Genomic DNA, 23,789 nt, shown 5'->3' on the forward strand with positions numbered 1-23,789 from the left:
TCAGGCATCATTCATCCCCAGTTGCAGAATGCTTTCCTCGGTCATTTCGCCATGCTTGAGTTGGCCGGCGATCCGGCCTTCTCGCATCACGTACGTACGGTCACAAACGTTGATGATTTCGGGCAACTCGGAACTGATAAGCAGCACGGCAGCACCTTCCTTCACGAGGCCGTCGATGAGCGCGAAGATCTCCGCCTTGGCGCCTACATCGATTCCCCGAGTGGGCTCGTCAAAAATGAAGAGTCGTGATTGGGCCAATAACCATTTGCCAATGACGATCTTCTGCTGGTTTCCGCCTGAAAGGTTCTTGACAATCTGGTCGCCACTTGGCGTTGCAATCCGGAGGCGCTGGATCTCTCGCGTGGACATCACGTCGGCCTTGCTGCGGCTATACCAATGCCTGGGGAAGGCTTTACCGAGGCCGGCGAGAAGGAGGTTGTCGCGAACGGTACGAATGAGCGCGAGCCCCTCGGTCTTCCGGCTTTCAGGAATGAGCGCCGCGCCTAGCGAGCGGGCCTTGTCCGGGCCGCCCTTCATGGGCTTGCCGAAGATCCGGACTTCACCCTTGCGAATCGCATCCACGCCGAAAATCGCACGTGCTACCTCACTGCGGCCAGAGCCGACCAGACCTGCCAGACCGACAATCTCACCGGCGCGCACTTCCAGATCGATATCCTCGATGCCGGTGTCGGCGCAAACACCACGTACTTCCAGCGCCAGTTCTCCCGGTGCACCGCCGCGTTCACGGCTGTAACTCATGTCGACTTTACGGCCGACCATGCGGGCCACGAGTTCATCTGGCGTGGCGTCGCCCGGCAGATAGCTGCCGACTTTCCGGCCATCGCGCATGACCGTAATGCGGTCGCCAAGTGCGAACACTTCTGCCATGCGGTGAGAAATGTAGATAAGAGATACGCCGTCGGCTTTCAGTTTTGCGATGACTTCGAAGAGGCGCTCGGTTTCACGGTCGGAAAGCGCCGCCGTTGGCTCATCAAGCACCAGGATCCGTGCGCTTTGGGAAAGCGCCTTGGCAATCTCGATCATCTGCTGTTGCGCGACACCGAGCCGATGCACTGGCGTGCGCGTACTGATGTCCATGCCAAGCACGTCGAGCAGCCTGCGTGCCTCGGCATGCATGGCTTTCAGGTCAATCGAACCGGGGATCCGGCCACGAGGCTCGCGTCCAAGAAAAATGTTCTGGGCGATATCGAGATAAGGGACCAGCGAGAACTCCTGGAAGATGACTGCGATGCCAAGCTGCATCGTGTCTACAGGACTCTTCACCTTGACGGGTTGCCCCTTGTAGTGAAATTCGCCTTCGTCCGCGACATAGACGCCGCACAGGACCTTCATCAAGGAGGACTTCCCGGCGCCGTTCTCGCCCAGAAGCATATGGACCTCACCTGGATAGATCGAGAACGAGACGTCGTCCAGCGCCTTTACGCCAGGGAATACCTTCGAGATGCCGCGCATTTCCAGCAACGGCGGCACTTCCGTGATTGCGTTCATGGTCTCCTCTTATGCGTATGTATGTCTGTGAAGCAGACGTTCGCCGGAGGCGCGCAGCGTGCCAAGCGCTTCGGGCAGGCCGTCCACCAGCAGGCGGCCATGGCGCTTCCTTGCCTTGCCGGCGACGAAAACACTGTCGACATTGGCCAGGCTGGCCTGCATGACGATGGCGTTGACTGGGTCGTGGAGCGGGGCCATGTTGAGCCGGCGAGCATCGAACATGACCAGGTCCGCCTGTTTGCCTGGCGTGAGGCTGCCAATGCGGTCGGACGTGCCGAGCATGCGTGCGCCTTCCACCGTTACCCACGCCAGCGCATCGCGACAGCTCACCTCATGACTGTCAGCAATGCCGCCGTGGGCACTGCGGTATGCGTGGTGGTTCAGGGCGCGCTCCACGCCCAGTGCGATACGGGCGGCCAGGAACATTTCGCCTGACAGCCCCGATTCGAGATCTACGCCAAGCGAGGGCGCAGCATTCAGGCGCCGTAGCCTGCCGGTGATGGGAAAGCCGTGGCCCTGGATCAGTTCGTTTTCTGGTGTGACAGAGAAGCTCATGCCTGCGTCTACGAATCGGGCCAGTTGCGCATCGCTCAGGTTGTTGCCGTGCACGATGTTGATGTGGCCACCAAGCAGGCCCGCAGCCTCGAGCCGCTCCCATCCATCCGCCGATCGCGCTTCTCCGCCGCCCTGGTGCATGCTGGCAATCAGCCCGAATTCCTTTGCAAGGGCAAAGTCATGGAGCGCGACATCGAGCGTCGAATAGTGCGGGCCAAGAATGGCCAGCCCGAGACCGACCAGCCCGTTTCCCTGCAATTGGCGGCTGAGGCGTTCCACTTCGGCGCGCGGGTGGGGCTTTTCCCAGAAGGGTGTGGCACCCGGAACCGGGTCAGGCTTTGGTGAGCCATGAAAGAACCAGGCGCGGATGCCCGACTGCGCCAACGCCTCGATCGCAGCATCGCTGTGTGCAGGCGTAGGGTTGTTGTGGCACCAGTCGACCAGCGTCGTGGTTCCGCAATCCAGTTGGTTCCAGGCACCGACCAGCGTGGCGATGTGGATGTCGTCCGGTGTGAAACGCGTGGCCAGACCGGCGTGCATATGGTGGAAGTACTGCGGCAGGGTCCAGCCTGAAGCGATGCCGCGCAGGGCGGTCTGCCAGGTATGCATGTGCGCGTTGACGAAACCGGGCGCAACGATGAAGCCTTGTGCATCGATGACGTCTGCGTCGGGGGCGTCAATGCGGGGGGCAATTTCGGCAATCCTCTCGCCGTCGACCAGCAGATCGCCGACAAATTCTCCGTACGCGTCGTCCATGGTGACGAGCGTCGCCCCGCGAATCAGGGTTCGCTGCATGAAGTTGTCTCCTCATTCCAGCATCAGTTCCTATGTCACTGCGGGTCGGTAACTGGCCGGTTGCAAACAAGTCTATACTTCGCGAATCGAAAGAAAATGCCCCATGTCGGAAATCTTTCTTCCGCGTAGCGAGAAAATATGGGGCTGAAAGTGTTGGAGACGCTGCATGGACCGCTGGGCAGAGATCGAACTCTTTGTGCAGACCGCCGAGCTCGGAAGTCTGACGCGAGCCGCCGAAACCTTGGAAATCTCCAACGCCGCGGCGAGCCGGCATCTCACTTCGTTGGAGCGGCGACTCGGTGCGAGGCTTATCGAGAGAAGTACGCGTCGGCTATACCTGACGCAGGTCGGTGAGCAGTTCTTCCGGCGTTGCAAGGAAGTGCTTTCGGAAATGAAAGAGGCGGAGGCCGATGTCAGCGCGAACGTCCTCGAAGCGAGTGGGACGCTGACCATCACCGCTTCGCTGTCGTTCTCGATGATCCACCTTGCGCCCTTGATACCGGACTTCACGGCGCTCTATCCCAAGGTCAGCGTCAATGTCGTGGCCGCAAACCGGTATTACGACATCATGGATACCAATATCGACCTGGCCATCCGCACGCGGGAGTTCGAGCCCGACTCGAATCTGACGGTCAGGCGCCTGGCTCAGACGCGCCGTATCCTGGCGGCGGCGCCACGCTATCTGGATCGGCGCGGGATTCCCAAGACGGTCGAAGACCTGGCAGCCCATGCCATGCTGATTTACTCGTACGCGAATCGCCCGAATGAGTTGGTGTTTGCTCGTGGAGACGAGAAGCGGGAAATCAACGTGCGCAGCACGTTTGAATCGAACGACGGGCAAGTGCTACGCGCAGCGGCACTCAAGGGGATGGGAATCCTGGTGCAGCCCAAGTACATCATCTACGACGACATTGTTGCGGGCAGGCTGGTGCCCGTACTGGACGACTGGGACTTGCCGCGGCTCACCGTCAATATCGCGTTCCAGAACCGGGCGCACCTGCCTGCCCGCGTGCGCCTGTTCATCGAGTTTCTGGTCGACCATTTCACCCGCATGGATTACGAGCGGAAATGGACCAGCTGAGCGAACCTAGTCGGGTGTCAGGCCGGCATTCGTGGCCGCGTACTTGATGACCGCCGCATAGTCTTCACCGGCGAAACCCTGCGCTGCCGCACCTTGCAGCATCTGGCCCAGCATGGCCGTGAGCCCCAGCGGGACGCGTAGCTCGGCACCAGCGTCCAGAATCAGGCCCACGTCCTTGAGCATCTGGTCCACCGTAAATGTCGGCGTGTAGTCGTGGACGGACAGTTGCGCCGACTTCGCAGTGACAATGGGAGACGCGACCGCGCTGGCGGTAATGACCTCCCACATCGCCTTCCAGTCCAGCCCGCCTTTCTTTCCCAGGGTCAGGGCTTCCGCGAGCATGCCGGAGGTCTGGGCAATCAGCAGGTTGATAACCAGCTTCATAAGCCGGGCTTGCTCGGCTTCACCCAGATAAAACTGCTTCGGCCCTAGCAATGCGAGCAGCGGCTTGATCTGCTCGTATGCATGAGCAGGGCCGGAAACCATCGAGGTGAGCTTCGCCGCCTCTGCCATATGGTTGTTGCCGGACACGGTCACGCGCATGTAGGTGACCCGCTCCTCAAGCTGGCGTGCCGCTTGCGCCGAAGCTGCAGGGGAGACCGTGCTGGTGTCGACATAGATGGTGCCGGATTCCGCATGCTCGGCGATCTGGCCGGCCACTGACAGGAAGGCGGCATCCGTCGGCATCGAACTGAACACCACCTTTGCGCCTTGCACGGCTTCAGGCAGCGAGGTCGCCACCGGGATTCCGGCCCGGCGGGCCTGCTCGGCCTGGGTGGAGGAAATGTCAAAGCCTACGACCTGATGTTCCGCGGCCGTCAGGTGCCGGGCCATCGGCAGGCCCATCTTGCCGGTACCAATAAAGGCAATCTTCATTGTCTCGCTCCAATAGTTGAATAGTTGTTTTGAGTGTTTGGCTCAGGCCGGACGCGTGCCTTCAAACGCGGCTTGCAGCAATGCGCGAATCGGTGCCCGCTCGAGCGGGCGTGGATTCGGGTACGGATTGGCGACGGCGAGATCCGCCGCTTTGTCCAGGTCGCTCTCCCGCATCCCGATGTCGCGCAGTGAAACCGGTGCGCCGTTACTGGCGGCGAGGTCGTAGACCGCTGCGGCCGCGGAATGCTCGGACTCAAGTGCGCGGCGGATGCGAACCATGGCTTGCGGGGCCGCGGCCGCGTTGTAGGCGAGGGCGTGAGGCAGCACCACGGTATGCGTTTCCGCGTGGGGCAGATTGAAGCTTCCGCCGAGCGTATGGCAGAGCTTGTGATGCAGCGCCATGCCGACGCTGCCCAGGACCGTCCCGCACAACCACGCGCCTTGCAGGCACTGAGAGCGGGCATCCAGGTCGGCCGGGTTCGCCACCACTTTGGGAATCCCACTGGCCAGCGAGCGGATGCCTTCCTCTGCCATGAGCGACATCACCGGATTGGCGTCGGCCGCGTAGAGCCCTTCGGCTGCATGGGCGATTGCATTCAGGCCGCTTGTGACTGACAGTTGCGCCGGCAGCCCGACGGTCAACTCAGGGTCATAGATGACAGCCCGAGGCAGGACTTTCAGGTCGCGGCCAGTTCGTTTCTGCCCAGCGTCGGTCAGGCCGTAGATGGGTGTCATTTCCGAACCCGCGTAGCTGGTTGGTATGGCGATGTAGGGTAGGTCGGTCTGCAAGGCAATCGCCTTGGCCAGCCCGGTGGTCGAGCCACCCCCGATGGCGACGATGCAATCCGCGTTTGTCGTGCGCACTCGTTCAAGCGCTTCTTCGACAACGGATACCGGCACGTGCATGACCGCACCGGCATGGACGCCCGCGCTGAGGCTGCCAAGTAAATCGGCGACCCGTTGCGCCTCAGACGCTTGATTGGGGGTACTCAGTACCAGGGCCCGAGTCTTGCCGATCTGATTGACTTCCTGAGCGACACGGGCCAGCGTGCCGGCACCAAAAATGATCCGAGCCGCGTGGGATTGGTAAACGAAGGGTTGGAACGCTTGCATGGCTGGTCGGTGTCTGTGTTTGCCCGATGCGAGGAATTCTCAGCACCTTATAGTTCCCGCGCGTGCAAAGAAACAGGGCGGGCGGAAAACAGTCTTGTACCAGCCGGAAAAATCCGGAGAGTTGGTGCCGACCCAAGTTGCGCGAAATGCCCATTCGCCCGATGACCAGATGGCCAGATGGCAAACCAATAAAAAAAACGCCAACCGGAAGGTTGGCGTTTTGCGTGGGCCTGGGCCCGGGCGTTACTGCAATCAGAACCCTGTAATCAGAACTGGTTCATGGTGTTGTCTTTACCAGCCGCCTTCAGGGCTGCGTCGCCGCTGAAGTACTCCTTGTGGTCGTCACCGATGTCCGAACCGGACATGTTCTGGTGCTTGACGCAGGCGATGCCCTGGCGGATTTCCTTGCGCTGCACGCCAGCCACGTAGCCCAGCATGCCCTGGTCGCCGAAGTATTCCTTGGCGAGGTTGTCGGTCGACAGCGCGGCGGTGTGGTACGTCGGCAGCGTGATCAGGTGGTGGAAGATGCCGGCTTGGCGCGATGCATCGGCCTGGAACGTACGGATCTTTTCGTCGGCGAGCTTTGCCAGTTCGGTCTCGTCGTACTCCACGCTCATCAGCTGGCCACGCTCGTATGCCGACACATCCTTGCCCGCTTCCTTCATCGCGTCATAGGCCTGCTGACGGAAATTCAGCGTCCAGTTGAACGACGGGCTGTTGTTATAAACCAGCTTGGCGTTCGGGATGACCTTGCGAATTTCGTTGACCATGCCGGCGATCTGTTCGATATGCGGCTTTTCGGTTTCGATCCACAGCAGGTCGGCGCCGTTCTGCAGCGACGTGATGCTGTCCAGCACGCAGCGCGCTTCGCCCGTGCCGGCGCGGAACTGGAACAGGTTGCTGGGCAGGCGCTTCGGACGCATCAGCTTGCCGTTCTGCTTGATCACAACATCACCGTTGCCCAGCGTGTCGGCCGAGATTTCTTCGCAGTCGAGGAAGGAGTTGTATTGGTCGCCCAGGTCGCCCGGCGTGTGGGTCACGGCGATCTGCTTGGTCAGGCCTGCACCCAGCGAGTCGGTACGGGTCACAATGACGCCTTCGTCCACGCCCAGTTCCAGGAAGGCGTAGCGGATGGCGCGGACCTTGGCCAGGAAGTCTTCGTGCGGCACGGTGACCTTGCCGTCCTGGTGGCCGCACTGCTTCTCGTCGGACACCTGGTTTTCAATCTGGATGCAGCAGGCGCCCGCTTCGATGAACTGCTTGGCCAGCAGGTAGGTTGCCTCGGCGTTGCCGAAACCCGCGTCGATGTCGGCGATGATGGGCACCACATGGGTCACGTGGTTGTCGATCTTTTCCTGGATGGCGGCCTTGGCAGAGCCTTCCGCAGCGTCCAGTTGGCGGAACAGGCCGCCCAGTTCACGGGCGTCGGCCTGGCGCAGGAACGTGTACAGCTCGCGGATCAGCGCGGTGACCGAGGTCTTCTCGTGCATCGACTGGTCCGGCAGCGGGCCGAACTCGGAGCGCAGTGCGGCCACCATCCAGCCCGACAGGTACAGGTAGCGGCGATCGGTGCTGTTGAAGTGCTTCTTGATGGAGATCATCTTCTGCTGGCCGATAAAGCCGTGCCAGCAACCGAGCGACTGGGTGTACTTGGCCGGATCCGCATCGTAGGCAGCCATGTCGGCGCGCATGATCTTGGCCGTGTACCTGGCGATGTCCAGGCCCGTCTTGAACCTGTTCTGGGCACGCATGCGGGCGGCGTACTCGGGATTGATGGCATCCCACGCGCTGCCTTGTTTCTCTTTCAAACCGGCAACTGCCTTGATGTCGTCTTGATACTGGGCCATGTGTCTCTCCTAAGAGCAAAGCGCGTTTGAGAAATGTCTGAGTCTGCTTCCGCGTTTTTTCTGCGTTTGTCGAAGCGAAACTGCATGACCAAATTCTAGCGCTGCCTTGCCGCGTTGCAACAAGGTCTTATATAAGACATAAGACTTTATTTATTGTTATTTTTCAATGACTTATAAACTATTTTTCGCAATGCGAAACGAGTTTTCAGAGACCGAGAAGTGGCGCTGCGGAAAAACTCAGCGAAATACCACGATGTGAAACGTGGTTTCGGTCGTCGGTGGGAGGGACTGTTCCGCGATGTAATTACCGCCGGTATTGCTGAGCGTCGAGATACGCGTCGCGGGACGGGAGTAGGTGGTCTGCGCAGAGGCTGACCAGTGTGTTGATATCGCCAGCCTGAAGCGCTTCAATCATCTGCCAATGCTCTTTGCGAGCCCGTTCCCTGTACTCGGGTGAGACGAGTGAGGCGAAGCGAATCGGGTGCGTTTGTCGTGCGAACTCCGAAATCGCCTTCTGCAACGTATGGTTGCTGCACAGTGCAAAGAGTTCGCGGTGAAAGGCGAGGTTTACCCGGAAGACCGTGCGGGCGTCTCCGGCAGCGACAGCCTCGTCATGTCGTCTTTGAATCGCAATCAAGGCATCGATGCGTGACGGGACCAGCTGCAGATCGATACGGCGGGCTGCTTCCGTCTCGAGCATGGCTCGCACTTCGTACAGTTCCTTCACTTCCTGATCTGAAAACGAGCGGACCAGGGCGCCGATATTCTTGCGGCGTTCGATCAATCCCATGCGGTCCAGGGCGGCGAGAGCGTCCCGAACTACATGGCGCTTGACGGCAAATCTGTCCATCAGTTCGTCCTCGACCAACCTTTCTCTGGGATGGAGTCGGCCAAAGACGATGTCCTCTTCCAGTGTCGCGACGATGGCGCCCAACGAGTCTGGCTGGGCAAAAACCGATTCAACACTGTTGTCAAAAGCGGAGGCGAGGATTTCAGAGCTGGGCATCGGGCGAGCCGCACCGGCGGGCAAGCCCGGTGCGATAGTGCGATTCGGAATGAAAGCCGTCATTGTGTACTATTTTCCCGAGCCCGCCTTCCGGGTGTTACTCGCCCTTGCCCGGCTTCTTGCCTGGCACCTTGCCGCGGTTTTCTACCGCGCGCAGGAAGTCGAAGTCGACCCCCTGGTCTGCCTGATTGACCGTCGTAAGGAAGAGCTTGCGATAGCCCCGGTCTGCCGTTGGCACGACTACCGGCTTCTCCTCGGCACGACGCTTCAGTTCCTCGTCGCTGACGTGAAGCTTCAGTTCGCGGCGCGAGACGGACAGGCTGATGCGGTCGCCGTTCCTGACGTGGGCCAACGGCCCGCCGACGGCAGCCTCCGGTGTGACATGCAGCACGATGGTGCCGAACGCCGTTCCACTCATGCGGCCGTCCGAGATGCGGACGATGTCCTTCACGCCAGCGCGAGCCAGCTTGCGCGGAATCGGGATGTAGCCAGCCTCGGGCATGCCTGGTGCACCCTTCGGGCCGATGTTCTTCAGTACCAGGATGTCGTCAGCCGTGACATCGAGATCGTCACTGTCGATACGATTGGCCAGGTCTTGGGCATTCTCGAACACCACAGCGCGGCCTTCATGCTCCATGAGCTTCGGATGCGCTGCCGACTGCTTGATGATGGAGCCGCCGGGCGCAAGGTTGCCGTTCAGCACGGCGATACCACCCTGCGGGTAGATGGGGTTGTCGCGCGAACGGACCACCTCCTGGGCGAAACCGGGGCCGGCGCGCTCGATCTCCTCGCCCAGCGTGCGGCCCGTAACAGTCAATGCATCCAGGTTCAACAGGGGCTTCAGTTCGCGCAGCAGGGTCGCCATGCCGCCGGCGTGGTGGAAGTCCTCCATATAGTGGTCACCCGATGGCTTCAAGTCCAGCAGCACCGGGGTGTCGCGGCCCATTCTGTCCAGGGCGGCGAGGTCGATGTCATAGCCCAGGCGACCTGCGATAGCCGCCAGGTGAACAATGCCATTGGTCGAACCGCCGATTGCCAGCAGTACGCGCATGGCGTTTTCGAAGGCGGCAGGCGTCAGGATCTTGTCGATGGTGAGGCGCTCCTTCGCAATACGAACCGCCTCGGTGCCAGTTTGCTCCGCCACGCGGATGCGGTCGGCCGTCACGGCGGGCGGTGAGGCGCCGCCAGGCACCGTCATGCCCAGCGCTTCGGCGATACAGGCCATCGTGCTGGCCGTGCCCATCACCGAACAGGTGCCCACGCTGGCCACCAGTTGGTTGTTGACGTCGGCAATCTCCTCGGCGTCGATCTCTTCCGCGCGGAACTTGCCCCAATAGCGGCGGCAGTCGGTGCAGGCACCCACGCGCTCGCTGCGGTGTGAGCCGGTCAGCATCGACCCGGTAATGAGCTGAATCGCGGGAATACCTGCGGAGGCAGCCCCCATCAGTTGTGCGGGCACCGTCTTGTCGCACCCGCCGATCAGCACCACGGCATCCATCGGCTGCGCGCGAATCATCTCCTCGGTGTCCATCGACATGAGGTTGCGCAGATACATGCTGGTGGGCGCCGAGAAGCTCTCGTGGATCGAGATCGTCGGGAAATCCATCGGCAGGCCGCCCGCCAGCATGATGCCGCGCTTCACGGCCTCGATGAGCTGGGGCGCGTTGCCATGACAAGGGTTGTAGGCGCTGCCGGTGTTCACGATGCCGATGACCGGGCGGTCCAGCGCCGAGTCGGTGTAACCCGCTCCCTTGATGAACGCCTTGCGCAGAAACAGCGAAAACCCGCGGTCCCCGTAATTGGTAAGGCCCTTTGAGATGCCGGTGGAAGCGTCTTCGGGAGCGATGTCATGGCGCGGAGCGGCGCCTTTGGGAGTCTGGTCTTCGTTGGACATTGAGTTTCCTGCTGAGTACTGGGGACAGAAACGTTGCACCTTGCTGCTACGTAGGACCTAAGCATAGCTGAAGCTTGGCACGATTGTCGTTAGTAATATCACCTATATTATTAATAATGTAATTGACTAGAGTTCGGGCTGGTTCCTGGCTGGCGCCCAGGCACAACCAATCACATGCCCACAAGGAAGGAGACTCCGTGAATCCGTCGTTCAGTAATCTGGCTCCGCGGCGCCGAAGCATTCTCATGGCAGCCGCGGTCATCGCAGGAAATATGATCTTTCCTGCTCTCGCAAGGGCCGACTATCCCGACAAGCCCATCAAGCTCGTCGTACCGTACACCCCCGGGGGCGCGACCGACGTGATCGCGCGGGTCGTAGGTCAGAAGCTTACGGTGTCGTTAGGGCAACCCGTCGTGGTCGAAAATCGGGCCGGCGCGGCAGGCAATCTTGGCGCAGCTTATGTCGCCAGAGAGAAACCGGACGGCTACACGCTGCTGCTGGGTGCCTTGACGAGTCATGCCATCAACAGCGTGCTGCTGCCATCCACGGCAGGGTTCGCGATGGATAAGAGCTTTACGCCAATCTCGGTAGTGGGACGTGTACCGCTGGTAGTCGCAGTGGGGCCGTCGGTCAAGGGCAAGACTCTGTCTGACTTCATTGCCGCTGCAAAAGCGAAGCCCGGTGGCATGAACTATGGATCGTCGGGCAATGGGTCGCCTCAGCACCTGGCCGCCGAGTTATTCAAGCGCCAAGCCGGCGTTGATCTCACGCATGTTCCATACAAGGGAAGCAGCCCGGCGCTAAACGACCTGATGGGAGGGCAGGTGGACGTCGTCTTCGACACACTGCCTGCCACCCAGTCATTCATCAAGGGCGGTCGTCTGCGTGCCTTGGCCACGGCCACGCCTCAACGGGTTTTGCCGGAGGTGCCTACGGCGAGTGAAGCTGGTCTGCCGGGGTATGAGGTCAGTTCCATGTTTGGGCTGCTTGCGCCGGCTGGTCTGCCGGCCCCGATCGCCAACAAACTGAGCGCCGCGCTAAAGGACGTCATGGCGCAGCCAGAGGTGAAGAGCGCGCTTGTCGCGCAGGGCGCGATGCCTGCCTACACGACCCCCGAAGAAGCCCGCGCGCAAATCGCTGCGGAAGTCGCGCGATGGTCCAAGGTTATCAGGGAGTCGAACATCAAGGCGGACTAAGCAAGCGCAAGTAAAGCAAACGCAAAGCTCTTGGCTTGTCGCTTGGCGTTCTGTGTGTTCACACAGCTTAAACACTTCGACATCTTTCATGAAGGAACCGGTTCCATACAATGGAACCGGTTCCTTAAATCTTGACGTGATGAACATGGGTGGCTACAGTCTTCTGGAAGAAGCGGGCAGGCACAGCACCGCGCAAAGACAACAGGAGACAGGCATGGACACCCGAACGCCCAAAGCGCAGGCGCGTCAGCGACGCATCGTTGTCGCATCGACATTCATTGGCGCCACCATCGAGTGGTATGACTTCTACATCTTCGGAGTCATCTCGGCGCTTTTCCTGAACAAGCTTTTCTTTCCTTCGTTTGACAGCACCACCGGGACCTTGCTGGGGTTCATGACCTTCGCAACTGCCTGGGTTGTTCGCCCGTTGGGCGGCATCATCGCCGGCCATATCGGGGACCGTGTGGGGCGCAAGACCACGCTGCTTTGGAGTTTCATCATCATGGGCGCGGCTACCACGCTCATCGGATTGCTTCCCACCTATGAGACCGCAGGAATCATCGGGGCGGTACTGCTCTTGCTGTTGCGGGTCATCCAGGGCCTCTCCGTAGGCGCAGAGTATGGCGGCGCGATCATTACCGTAGTTGAGCACGCGGACAAGGCGAAGCGCGGATTCTTCGGCAGCTTGCCCCAATGCGGGTCGTTCCTGGGACTGCTTCTTGGCAACGCGACATTCCTTGCGATCATCAACATGGATCAGTCGGCGTTGATGTCATGGGGATGGCGCATCCCATTCCTACTCAGCGCACTCATGCTTGGCGTTGGGATTCTTATCCGTACCAAGGTCATGGAGTCCCCCGACTTCCAGAAGGCAAAGGACTCGGGAAATATCGAGGGAATGCCACTGGCAACGGTGGTGAAGCAACACCGCCGACAATTGTTCGCCATCATGTTCGCCCAGGCGGCGCCCAATACATTCTTCTACGCCTGCGCCGTCGCGATGGTCTCGTATGCGGTAACCAAGCTCGGCATCAGCCAGTCAAAGATGCTGGCGGCAGTTTGCCTCGGCGCGTTTGCTGAAATGTGCATGATTCCGTTGTTTGGCGCGTTGACTGACCGAATCTCGCGACGCAAGGTGTTCGTCGGCGGACTGCTTGTCATGGCCTTCATGGCTTATCCGTTCTTCACTGCCCTTGAAGCCAAAGCCTACCCCTGGCTGCTCGTTTGCTATGTCGTGATGCTCGGACTGGGCCACGCAGCGTGTCACGCATCCCAGGCCGCGTTGTTCTCGGAAATGTTCCCAACGAACGTGCGCTACACAGGGCTCTCAGTGGGCTACCAGGCGTCCGGCGCCATCTTCGGGGGCCCTCTCCCAATTATCGCCACCGTCCTCATTGCGATGCACGGCGGCGGAATCTGGCTGTTCTACGGCTACACAATGCTCATCGCACTTGTAAGCCTCGTCGCCATCATGGCCGGCCGTTCATATCAGAAATCCCTGGCGCAAGTTGCCGCATAGCAGAGATTTTGCCGGCGTTGTTGTGATCGGCAAAATGATCCGAGGGCTCCGCCAGAACGGTCGGAGCTCATTTTCATTCCAGAAGCGAGATTGCTTGTGTCCGATAGTTCGATCAAGTCTGCGCTGTCAGCGCATCCAGGGGCAAATCCCGAATGGCTGGCTCTTCGAAGAGAGGACGTTGTCGATCCCGAGTTGCCAATCGTTGATCCGCACCATCATCTTTGGAACCTGCCTGGCAATTGCTATCTCCTGGATGAGGCAATCGACGACTTTACCTGTGGTCATAGCATTACTCAAACTGTCCATGTGCAATGTCGTTCGATGTATCGGGCAGACGGCGACGAGGCGATGAAGCCGGTCGGCGAAACAGAGTTCGTGAACGGCATGGCTGCCCAAAGTGCCAGCGGAGAATACGGACCAGTGCGCGTAGCTGCCGGCATTGTCGGGACCACGGACTTGCTACTGGGAAGTCAGGTGGACGCAGTGCTCGATGCCCACATGCGGGCGGCCGGTCAACGCTTCAAGGGAATTCGGCCAAGTGTGGTCTGGCACCATGACAGCCGGGTAAGACCGCTGGACATTCCTTCAGGGATACTGATGCATCCGCGTGCTAGAGAAGCCATCGCGTGCATCGAAAGACGTGGTCTGTCTTTGGATCTCTGGGCGTTCTTTACGCAGCTTGACGAAGTCCTGGATATTTGCCGGTCGTTTCCGAACCTCACAGTGGTCATCAATCACCTTGGCGGACCGATTGGTATCGGCCCCTATGAGCATTCACGTGAGGAAGTATTCTCGGAGTGGTCGGCGCGCTTGCGTTTGCTTGCCGACTGCGACAACGCGGTCATCAAGATTGGCGGACTTGGCATGCGGTACGCAGGATTTCGGTTCAATCAGGAACCGTTACCGCCGTCGTCAGACACTCTGGTCGATGCGTGGAGGATCTACGTTCACGAGTGCATCGACATCTTTGGCCCGGCCAGGTGCATGTTCGAGAGCAACTTCCCGGTCGACCGCGGAATGTTTAGCTATCACGTTCTTTGGAACGCCTTCAAGAAGTTGACGACGAGCTACACAACAGCAGAGCGCGACTGCCTTTTCAGCGACACAGCAATACGGACTTATCGTCTGGGTACCTGACTAGCCGGTGTAACAAAGAAGGCGGTCGCACCGACCGCCTTCTTTGATTAGGTAGCGTGCGTCAAGCGGCTGAGACTTCGGCGCTTTCCACAATCGCAGGTTTTACATCACGGAAGCGCAGACCTGATTCCGCGACTTCCTGAAGGAGCTTCGATGGGCGCCACCGCTTGCCATACATCCCGTGCCATTTCGAGACTTCACGGTAGATGACGGTCGCACCGATAGTGTCTGCCCAGAACATCAGGCCGCCCCTGTGCCGGGGGAATCCGAAGCCAAAGAGCCACATCACGTCGATGTCGCTCGATCGGTACGCCTTGCCGTCTTCAAGAATCTTGCAGGCTTCGTTTACCGAGGCGAAGAGAACGCGCTGAAGGATCTCTTCGTCGGAAAACTCCCGTTGCGGAATGCCGAACTCCTTGGCGATCTCAGCAATGACCTGATTGACCACATCATCCACCATCGGAGTGCGGTCGCCGTTCTCGTATCGATACCAGCCGGCACCGGTCTTTTGCCCCTTTCTACCCATCTCGACGAGGCGGTCAGGGACATGGAGTTTTCGATACTCCGGATCCGCTGCGGCACGACGCTTGCGTCCTTCATAGCTCACGTCCAGGCCGGAGATATCGTTGACTGCGAAGGGTCCCTTCGGATATCCAAACTGCTCCATTACCCGGTCGATTTGAACCGGCGTGGCCCCTTCCTCAAGCATGAGCATCATCTCTGCCATCATGGGGGCACGGCTCCGATTCGCAACGAAGCCATCGCAAGAGCCAGCGACCGCGCAAACCTTTCCGATTGCCCGACCCATCTCCATCGTGCGACCGATAGTTGCGGGAAGAGTGCGAGGCCCTTTCACGACCTCGCACAGTTTCATGACATTAGCCGGCGCAAAGAAATGGGCCCCCGCCACGTCGCCTGGTCGCGAAGTCGCATCGGCGATTGCGTCGATGTCAATGGCGGAGGAGTTCGTGAGCAGCAGAGCGCCCGGTTTCAGTACTGCGTCCAGCTTGCGGAAGACATCTTGCTTGATGTCCAGGCGTTCGAATACTGCTTCGATGGCGACGTCGCAATCGGCAATCGCCGCATATTCCTGAACCCCTTCGATGAGTTGAAGGCGTCGATCCATCTCGGCTTGGGCCAGACTGCCACGTTTGACCTTTACGGCATACGTGTCCTGGATCCGTTGAAGCCCGCGCTCCAGGGCCTCGGCGCTCGCTTCAAGGACTTTTACGGGGATGTTTGCATCCGCGAAGCACATGGCGATGCCGCCGCCCATCGTGCCCGCGCCGATGATGGCTGCTGACTTCACGGGTGCCACGCTCGACGTGTCGACTTCCGGAACCTTGCGGGCTTCCCTTTCGGCGAAGAACGCATATCGCAATGCCTTCGCTTCGGGCGAGTTTTCAAGTTCGGCAAAGGCTCGTTCTTCAAATGCCAAGCCTTCGTCGAAGCTGAGTCGGGCAGCCGCTTCGACGCATGCGATTGCCTTGTCTTTGGCGGGCAGAAGCTGGCCATTCTTCGCTTCCGCTTTGCGTGCATCCGCGATGATAGTCGCAAGACTCTCGGCGTCGACGTCGATGTTCCGGTCGCGTACGCGCGGCAATGGACGCTTCGAGGAAATCGCTTTGGCAAACTCGATTGCCGAACGACGCAGTTCCCCTTTTGGTACCAGCGTGTCGATGATCCCTAGCTTCTCGGCTTCCTCCGCACTGATCGGGCGCCCGCTCAGAATCAGTTGGAGGGCTTTCTTGGGGCCGACCAGGCGGGGAAGGCGCTGCGTGCCGCCGCCACCGGGAATGACGCCTAGCGTCACTTCAGGCAGGCCGAGCTTCGCTCCAGTGGTAGCCACGCGATAGTGGCAGGCGAGCACGTGTTCGAGCCCGCCGCCCAAGGCGTAGCCCTGGATTGCTGCGACGACGGGCTTGGCACTGCGATCGATAGCGGCTGTGCTGGTACGTGTCGAGACCGAACGAGCTTGCCCGAACTGGCGAATGTCCGCGCCGGCGATGAAGTTCCTTCCTTCCCCAATCAGCACGATGGCTTCGACGCTATCGTCGCCGTTCGCTGTCTCCAGGAAGGAGATCACTCCTTCCCGCATACCAGGGGCGAGCGCATTGACGGGTGGATTGTCGACGGAGATTACTGCGATTCCGTCTTCCACACCGTAGTGCACCAATTCTGTCTGTGTCATTCAGGCCTCTCTACTATGTACATCACCGGACCGATCTCTGTGCCTCCGGATCAGAATGATCGATACCGGTATCAGCGGTTGTTCTCGCGTGGATACTCGAGGACAAGCGCTTCCAGACCTTCCGAACCCGCACGGATATCGAACTTATCTTCGGTTGGTTCGACGCAGATCATCGACCAGAGCGGCAGTTCTTCGGACTCGTGCCGCAGGCTGCCGTTGCCTACAAGAATGTAGTAGCCGGCGGCGCGTTTCGGATCCGGGCCTTCAATCTGCATGTCTGCGCCAAGGCGCAGCACACGCGCGCGCATGCCGTCGTCCTGATCGTCGAACAGCGTTTCCCATGCTGCCTCCGTGCGCGCCTTCATGACCGGCGCAGTGGAAAAACGTACGGGATCCGAATGCAGGTGGCGGCGCTTGCTCGGTTGCAGCTTGTCGCGATAGCCGGGCTTGTCGAGATACACCGGCTCGGAGTTGCCCGTGTACATGCGCATGGCGACGAAAGACAAACCTTGCGGACCGGCAGTGATAGGACCATAGGCAGTGTGATGGTCCTTGAACTGTACGGTCAGGGGCTCGATGGTTTGACCGCGCGTGCCGATGGTGCCCGACCCGGCAACAAAGCACTGAAACATCGTTACGCCGTGAAAATGGGGAACGATTGCTTCATTCGCATCGAGCTCCGACATCGTCGCTTGCGGCCCAACGCCAGCGGAGTTGGACGAACGGGGACCAAAGAAAATGGTCCCCCAGTGCTTGTTGCCAGTACCAGGGGACACGATAACGCTGCGCTGCGCAAGTGCGTCGCTGCCGCTACGGGTGTAGATCATCTGCAACTCTCCATGGGTAAAAGACAGATCGCGCTTCTGCGCTGGCCAGCCAATCGCCGACCGTGCAATCATGCTAGCACGAGTTTTACCAAATAGCACGGGTTCCAATCAGTGAAACCGTTCGGTATGCCTGTCGGTCATCTGTTTGGTTTCGAACAGTGGAACGTATTCCGAAAATATTGACGTGGATCAAGGTCGGGTCTACAGTTCGCTTCATGGCGCCGCCGCATCCGAAGTCCCCGTTCGACAACCTGCATGGATGACCCAAGGCGTCATGGGTTACATCACCATCACTTTGGGAAATCCTCTTCCTGTATCCGTATGAGCAAATTCAAGTTTCTGTTTCAGCCACGGTCGATCGCTGTCGTAGGCGTGTCGGACGACGCTAACCGCCCCGGGTCGCAAGTTGTGCGTGCCTTGGTCAAGAATGGCTATGCGGGGAAGATCTATCCCGTCAATCCGAAGTACGAGGCGTTCGACGGACACAAGTGTTTCCCGTCCGTCCTCGATATCGAGGATCCGGTTGACCTGGTGGTGATTGGCGTTCCCGCTCAGGGTGCTGTCGCAGTGCTCGAAACCTGCGCGAAGAAGCAGGTCAAGTTTGTGGTGATTCTTAGCGGCGGGTTCCGCGAGAGCGGTCCCGAGGGCATCGTGCTGGAGCAACGGATGCTCGACATCGCCAAGGCTGCCGGCATTCGGGTCCTCGGGCCGAACTGCCTTGGTTTTGCAAACATCCATGACGGTGTGTATGCCGCCTTCGGCAGCATTACTCGCGAACCGAAGCTGAAGAAGGGTGGCGTATCGCTTGTTACGCAAAGTGGTGGGTTCGGCTACAGCATCGCGCTTGGCTGTGCCGCCGCCGGGATCGGTTTCCGACACGTCGTGGCAACAGGCAACGAAAGCGATATCGATACTGTTCAGCTTATCGACGCACTGCTCGACGATGACGAAACGCGTGTCATCGTTGCGTACCTTGAGGGCACGCGGGATGGGCGGGCTCTGCTCGAGGTTGGCCGACGCGCGCTGACCCTCGGGAAGCCGATTCTCCTGTGGAAGGCAGGTATTACCGAGCAGGGTGCCAAGGCCGCTGCCTCCCACACCGCAAGCATGACCGGCAGCTACGATTTCTATAAGGCGCTCTTTGCCCAGAGCGGCATTATCGAAATCCGGGAGATCCATCAAGCGGTTGATTACCTCAAGGCGCTGGAAGGCGAGAAGACTCCGGAAGGTACTGGTGTCGCCGTGCTCGGCGTGTCGGGCGGTTCCGCAATTGTCTTTGCCGATGCCGGCGAGCCAGACGGGGTGATGCTCTGCGAGTTGACCGAGCAGACGCAAACGCGTTTGCAAACCGTCATTTCGAGCATCGGTGCGGTGCACAATCCGGTCGACCTCACCGCCGGGTATTTCTCGCCGGCCAATCGCGACAAGCTGGACACCGTTCTGCGCGCGGTGCTCGATGACCCGAATGTCGATGCAGTGTGCGTCAACCTGGCCACGACCGGGAAGGCTGGTTGCCAGGCAGCGGCAGAAGTCATGGCGCGCGTGGTCGAGTCGACCAGTAAGCCGATGCTGGTCTTCTCTTCGGCGCCTCGCGAACTGGTTGCAGATGCCTTTGACGCGTTTGAAGCCGCGCGAATCCCGGTCTTCCCGTCGCCTTCCCGCGCCGCTCATGCTGTAGCGATGCTGGCGAACTATGGCGCAGCGAAACGTCAACAGCAGCAGAACGCCAAAACCGCGGACGCCACTCGGCCTGCATCCTCGGTGTTGTCGGATAGCGATCTATCGTCGCTGTCCGAGACCGATGCCAAGCGAATTCTTGGTCAGGCCGGCATCCCGGTTTCCAACGACGTCATCGTGCAGAGCAGCGAAGAAGCTGGTGTCTTCGAAACCATGCGCGCCCCTCTCGTCGTCAAGGTAGTTTCTCCGGACATCGCTCACAAGACGGAAGTAGGGGGCGTAAAGGTCGGCATCCGTACGCGACAGGAACTGGAGACCGCGATTGCGGGTGTATTGGACAGTGCCAGGCAGAAAGCGCCAAACGCTCGGATCTCTGGAGCACTGGTTACCGAGATGATCCAGGGTGGCTTCGAACTTATCGCTGGCGTCGTGAACGATCCGGTCTTCGGCCCGGTGGTAGTCGTAGGCGCTGGCGGCATCTACGCAGAGCTGCTGGGCGACACAGCCTGTCGAATTGCGCCGTTTGATGTCGAGACCGGACGGGAAATGATCAACAGCCTGAAGTGCCGGCGGATCCTGGCGGGCGCGCGTGGCGGAAAACCTCTCGATACCGAATCCGCAGCCAAGGCCCTGGCCGCCCTGTCGCAGTTCGCATGGGAAAACCGCGAGCGTGTAGCGGAAGTTGATATCAACCCGCTGTTCGTGCTTCCGGAGGGGGTGGTGGCTGCCGATGCCGTGATTATCCCCGTTAAGCCGTGCGTGGCTCAGTAAGCGACGCGTCGAATTGGGGCATGAGGACTAGATACCATGACTGAAGTAATAACGGAGACACAGTCGCTCCCTGTCACCTTTGTACCGAACGGGCCCACGCTTGAGGTGGGCTCGGCGGAGCCGATTCTCCAGGCCGCGATGCGCAATGGTTATCCACTTCCCCACAGTTGCAGGAACGGAATCTGCGGCTCGTGCAAGGCGCGCATTGTCGCCGGCGAAGTGGATCATGGGGAATCGTCGGCGTCCGCGTTGAGCGACAAGGAGCGCGGGGAAGGCTACGCACTGCTTTGCCAGGCAACACCCAGGTCGCCGGTCACGGTCGAATGTACGATCCTTGAAGAGACCAAGGGCATCCCGTTCGTCCGACTACCTTGCCGGGTACATGAACTGGAGAAGTTGGCCGATGACGTGATGAGAATTCGGCTGCGCCTGCCGGCGAGTCAGACGCTCAAGTTCCTGCCAGGCCAATACATCAATATCGTTGCCCCGGGTGGCATCCGCCGTAGCTTGTCACTCGCGAGTGTCGATGCCAGCGATGGTGTTATCGAACTTCACCTGCGCAACTATGGTGGCCCGTTCAGCAAGCACGTCTTCCAGAACATGAAGGCCAACGATTTGCTGCGCATCGAAGGCCCGCAGGGAGCGTTCTTTATCCGCGAGAAGAGTGCCAAGCCAATCATCTTCGTGGCAAGTGGCACTGGTTTCGCACCTGTGAAGGCAATGATTGAAAGCGAAGCGAGCAAGAGCCACGGGCGGAAGATGACCTTGTACTGGGGTGGACGACGCCCTCAAGACCTCTACCTGTCGCAGCTCGCGGAAGAATGGGTCGGCAAGTTCGGGGTGACATACGTACCCGTGGTATCCGACGCCCAGCCTGCGGACAGCTGGAGCGGCAGGACCGGATTCGTGCATCAGGCCGTTATGGAAGACTTCCCGGACTTGTCGGGACACCAGGTCTACGCATGCGGTGCACCAATTGTCGTGCAAGCGGCGCGAGATGATTTCACTGCGGCCTGCCAGCTACCCACGGAAGAGTTCTATGCCGACATCTTCGTACCCGGTGGTGTGAAGGGTTCCTGACGGGCTAACAAAAAGAGACGAGAGACACAATGGAAGTACGAGAGGAAAACCTCATTATCGAGCTCAAGGAAGAGCAGCTCGTCATTACCATCGACCGGGCGCAGAAGGCGAATGCCCTGACCGTCGCAATGATGCAGGCGATCACCGGAACAATTCAGGAAAGCGCCAAGGATGCGTCAGTGAAGTCGGTGGTTCTGACTGCCAGCGGCGAAAAGGTCTTCTGCGCTGGCGTCGACGTACGGGAATTGCCTCCCGATGGCGACGTTGCAAAGCAAAAGGAGCGCCGTTCATTGGCACTTGCCGCATTGCAAGACACTGTTCTCGATACAGGTATCCCGGTAGTTTGTGCGTTGAACGGGATCGCCAGTGGTGCGGGCGCAATGATTGCGTTGCTTGCCGACGCCTGTGTTGCAGCGGAGCACGCGGCATTGTCCCTTCCAGAAATCGACCTGGGAATCGCAACGTTCTCTGGTGCGAGCATGCTGGAAGCGATTGGTGGACGGGCTCTGGCGAAGGACATGATTCAGAGCGGCAGGCGGATGCCGGCAATTGAGGCACATGGCCGGGGGCTCATCAATGCCGTGGCACCCGCAAACGAGCTTATCGAGCGTGCTCTCAAGGAGGCGCGGAAGCTGGGAGATCGTGATCGGGCGGTCTTTGCCAACAACAAGCGTTGGCTCAATCGCAAGATCAAGACAGCTATTGACGAAGCGCGCGTTGAGCACGCCTTGCATCGGCAGGCTGCGGCGCGGTGAACTCCGCAACCAGCTTCTGAAAGCGGACGCACAGATTATGAGGACGGAAAGTGGCAGATCTTGAAATTGAAACCATTGGTCGTGTCCGGGTGGCACGCCTCAATCGCCCGGAAAAGAAAAACGCGCTGAGCGAGGAAATGCTTGCCCAACTGCGCGAGACGCTGCGGGAAGCCAACGAAAACCCCGGCATTGGTTGCGTTGTGCTGACGGGTGCCGGTGACGCGTTTTGCTCTGGCGGAGACCTGGGGCGTCGCTCCGCCGAGGCGGGTGAGCCAACACCGCTGGAGCGCAAGCAGCGCCTTCAGAATGTGACCCACCAGGTCGCATTGGCGATCGAGGATTTCGAGAAGCCCCTGCTTGCGGCCGTAAATGGAGCAGCCTTCGGCGCCGGCATGGATCTGTCGCTCCAGTGCGATCTCCGCTTTGCTGGCGCGTCGGCTCGATTCGCCGAGGCATATGTCCGTGTCGGCCTGTTACCGGGGAATGGCGGTTGCTATCTCTTGCCCCGCCTGGTTGGACCCGCGAGGGCCCTGGAGTTGCTGTGGACCGGCGATTTCGTCTCGGCCGACGAAGCTCACCGTCTGGGGATTGTGAATCGTGTGTTCCCGGACGAGAAGTTGTTCGATGAAACGCTTGCCTTTGCGAGCAAGCTTGCAGACGGACCGCCGATTCAACTCCGGGAAATCAAGAAGCTGATGTACCAAGGTCTCCGTACGGATTTCCGCACCAGTCTCGAATCTGTCTCAGCGCATATGGCTGTCATTCAGTCGACCCGGGATTACAAGGAGGCTATCCAGGCCTACAAGGAGAAGAGGAAGCCAAGGTTCGAAGGCTACTAAGCGCCCGACATAAGAACTAGCATCCTCACAGAAGAGCGGCTTTCAGGGGCGCTGGAAGACGGCCCGAAGCCGATACCCTACAAGACATACATGGAGGAGACGCCATGAACAAACGATCCGCCCTGATCTACATTGCTGGTTTGGCCTTCGCAGTCGGTGCACTTGCGCCGGCCCAGGCGCAGCATTCTGACTACCCCAACAAGCCTATCCGGATGGTGGTAGGCGTTGCAGCTGGCGGAGGTGCCGACTTTATTGCGCGAATCCTGGCGCAGGAAGTTGGAAAGAGCCTTGGCCAGGCCATAGTTGTGGAGAATCGACCGGGCGCCGGCGGCAATATTGCCGCTGAACTCGTAGCGAAGTCGCCCGCCGATGGATACACGTTGCTTATGGCAAATTCGAGTCACGCCATCAACGTAAATCTCTACCAAAACCTTCGCTTTGATGCGCTGAAGGACTTTGCTCCGATCTCCCAGGTAACCGCGAACTATTTCTATTTCTCCGTCAATCCGGCACTTCCGGTCAAAACGCTGGGAGAGCTGGTCACCTATGCAAAGTCCAGGAACGGGGGAATGACCTACGCGTCGGCCGGCAACGGGCAGGGTGCCCACCTGGGCATGGAGTTGTTCAAGAAGGTGGCACATATCGAGGCGGTCCACGTGCCATACAACGGCACCGCCCCTTCACTTGCCGCGGTATTAGGTCAGACTGTTGACGTGTCGCTTCTCACCCCGCCTGCGGTCCTGCCGAACGTTGCAGCCAGGAAGTTGCGCGTCCTTGCCATCACCGGGCCAAGGCGTTCGCCTGCTCTGCCGGACGTGCCTACGGTTGCCGAGTCGGGCTATCCTGGTTTCGAGGTCAACAATTGGCAGGGCTTGCTGGCTCCGGCTGGAACGCCGCCAGAAATCATTGCCAAACTGAACCAGGCCACAATCAAGGCACTCAAGCAACCTGCCGTCGTGAAACAGTTGGAGACTGCTGGTACTGAACCGATCGGGTCCAGTCCGGAAGAGTTCAAGCGCTTTCTCGCTGCCGAGATCTCCAAATGGGGTAAGGTCATTGAGCAATCGGGTGCCAGGGCCGATTAAGCGCCTGAAATCAATCATCTGACGAAAGTTTTCTAA

General features: G+C 59.7%; 18 protein-coding genes. 9 read left to right on the forward strand and 9 right to left on the reverse strand.

The genetic code is table 11. From position 1 onward, the window contains the following. Both ACO550_RS15740 and ACO550_RS15745 read right to left on the reverse strand, forming a co-directional pair. Positions 1 to 1,509, reverse strand: coding sequence for an ATP-binding cassette domain-containing protein (locus tag ACO550_RS15740; protein WP_315592764.1), 1,509 nt, complete (start codon positions 1,507 to 1,509; stop codon positions 1 to 3). A 9-nt stretch (positions 1,510 to 1,518) separates the two neighbouring features. Further along, positions 1,519 to 2,859: an amidohydrolase family protein gene (locus ACO550_RS15745; RefSeq protein WP_315592765.1), complete on the reverse strand. Its 1,341-nt coding sequence runs from the start codon at positions 2,857 to 2,859 to the stop codon at positions 1,519 to 1,521. A 166-nt stretch (positions 2,860 to 3,025) separates the two neighbouring features. On the opposite strand from ACO550_RS15745, the gene ACO550_RS15750 reads away from it, so the two are divergent. After that, positions 3,026 to 3,940, forward strand: coding sequence for a LysR substrate-binding domain-containing protein (locus ACO550_RS15750; RefSeq protein ID WP_315592766.1), 915 nt, complete (start codon positions 3,026 to 3,028; stop codon positions 3,938 to 3,940). 6 nt (positions 3,941 to 3,946) lie between these two features. Here ACO550_RS15750 and ACO550_RS15755 read toward each other — a convergent pair whose 3' ends face one another. From ACO550_RS15755 to ACO550_RS15775, 5 genes are all read right to left on the reverse strand, one after another. Continuing rightward, the gene (locus ACO550_RS15755) at positions 3,947 to 4,816 is read right to left on the reverse strand and encodes a prephenate dehydrogenase/arogenate dehydrogenase family protein (RefSeq protein ID WP_315592767.1); all 870 of its coding nucleotides are present in this window, start codon (positions 4,814 to 4,816) and stop codon (positions 3,947 to 3,949) included. Positions 4,817 to 4,858: 42 nt separating this feature from the next. Then, a complete protein-coding gene (locus ACO550_RS15760) occupies positions 4,859 to 5,929 on the reverse strand; it encodes an iron-containing alcohol dehydrogenase (protein WP_315592768.1) in 1,071 nt (356 codons plus the stop codon). A 266-nt stretch (positions 5,930 to 6,195) separates the two neighbouring features. After that, on the reverse strand, positions 6,196 to 7,776 hold the full coding sequence (locus tag ACO550_RS15765; RefSeq protein WP_315592769.1) for an isocitrate lyase: 1,581 nt from the start codon (positions 7,774 to 7,776) through the stop codon (positions 6,196 to 6,198). 304 nt (positions 7,777 to 8,080) lie between these two features. Then, a complete protein-coding gene (locus ACO550_RS15770) occupies positions 8,081 to 8,845 on the reverse strand; it encodes a GntR family transcriptional regulator (RefSeq protein ID WP_485994899.1) in 765 nt (254 codons plus the stop codon). Positions 8,846 to 8,879: 34 nt separating this feature from the next. Next, positions 8,880 to 10,676 (reverse strand): dihydroxy-acid dehydratase, encoded by a 1,797-nt coding sequence (locus ACO550_RS15775; protein ID WP_315592770.1) that lies wholly within the window; start codon positions 10,674 to 10,676, stop codon positions 8,880 to 8,882. A gap of 245 nt (positions 10,677 to 10,921) precedes the next feature. On the opposite strand from ACO550_RS15775, the gene ACO550_RS15780 reads away from it, so the two are divergent. The 3 genes from ACO550_RS15780 (at position 10,922) to ACO550_RS15790 (ending at position 14,528) form a co-directional block, all read left to right on the forward strand. Beyond that, complete coding sequence (locus ACO550_RS15780; protein WP_315592893.1) at positions 10,922 to 11,872, forward strand: tripartite tricarboxylate transporter substrate-binding protein; 951 nt, start codon at positions 10,922 to 10,924, stop codon at positions 11,870 to 11,872. Between the two features lie 88 nt (positions 11,873 to 11,960). After that, positions 11,961 to 13,391, forward strand: a complete 1,431-nt coding sequence (locus tag ACO550_RS15785; RefSeq protein ID WP_315592771.1) for an MFS transporter — start codon at positions 11,961 to 11,963, stop codon at positions 13,389 to 13,391. A gap of 96 nt (positions 13,392 to 13,487) precedes the next feature. After that, positions 13,488 to 14,528, forward strand: coding sequence for an amidohydrolase family protein (locus ACO550_RS15790; RefSeq protein WP_315592772.1), 1,041 nt, complete (start codon positions 13,488 to 13,490; stop codon positions 14,526 to 14,528). A gap of 61 nt (positions 14,529 to 14,589) precedes the next feature. Here ACO550_RS15790 and ACO550_RS15795 read toward each other — a convergent pair whose 3' ends face one another. Then, a complete protein-coding gene (locus tag ACO550_RS15795; RefSeq protein WP_315592773.1) occupies positions 14,590 to 16,719 on the reverse strand; it encodes a 3-hydroxyacyl-CoA dehydrogenase NAD-binding domain-containing protein in 2,130 nt (709 codons plus the stop codon). Positions 16,720 to 16,790: 71 nt separating this feature from the next. Beyond that, positions 16,791 to 17,546 carry a hypothetical protein gene (locus ACO550_RS15800; protein ID WP_315592774.1) on the reverse strand — a complete coding sequence of 252 codons (756 nt, stop codon included), beginning with the start codon at positions 17,544 to 17,546 and terminating at the stop codon, positions 16,791 to 16,793. A gap of 321 nt (positions 17,547 to 17,867) precedes the next feature. Between ACO550_RS15800 and ACO550_RS15805 the strand changes: the two genes are divergently transcribed. The 5 genes from ACO550_RS15805 to ACO550_RS15825 all read left to right on the forward strand — a co-directional run bounded on the left by ACO550_RS15805 (position 17,868) and on the right by ACO550_RS15825 (position 23,753). Continuing rightward, complete coding sequence (locus ACO550_RS15805) at positions 17,868 to 19,994, forward strand: acetate--CoA ligase family protein (RefSeq protein ID WP_315592775.1); 2,127 nt, start codon at positions 17,868 to 17,870, stop codon at positions 19,992 to 19,994. A gap of 36 nt (positions 19,995 to 20,030) precedes the next feature. Then, a complete protein-coding gene (locus ACO550_RS15810; protein ID WP_315592776.1) occupies positions 20,031 to 21,074 on the forward strand; it encodes a 2Fe-2S iron-sulfur cluster-binding protein in 1,044 nt (347 codons plus the stop codon). A gap of 29 nt (positions 21,075 to 21,103) precedes the next feature. Continuing rightward, a complete protein-coding gene (locus tag ACO550_RS15815; protein ID WP_315592777.1) occupies positions 21,104 to 21,829 on the forward strand; it encodes an enoyl-CoA hydratase-related protein in 726 nt (241 codons plus the stop codon). Between the two features lie 50 nt (positions 21,830 to 21,879). Next, the gene (locus ACO550_RS15820; protein ID WP_315592778.1) at positions 21,880 to 22,668 is read left to right on the forward strand and encodes an enoyl-CoA hydratase-related protein; all 789 of its coding nucleotides are present in this window, start codon (positions 21,880 to 21,882) and stop codon (positions 22,666 to 22,668) included. 104 nt (positions 22,669 to 22,772) lie between these two features. Beyond that, a complete protein-coding gene (locus ACO550_RS15825) occupies positions 22,773 to 23,753 on the forward strand; it encodes a tripartite tricarboxylate transporter substrate binding protein (RefSeq protein ID WP_315592779.1) in 981 nt (326 codons plus the stop codon). The last annotated feature ends 36 nt before the right edge of the window (positions 23,754 to 23,789 follow it).

This window comes from Cupriavidus sp., assembly GCF_057315035.1.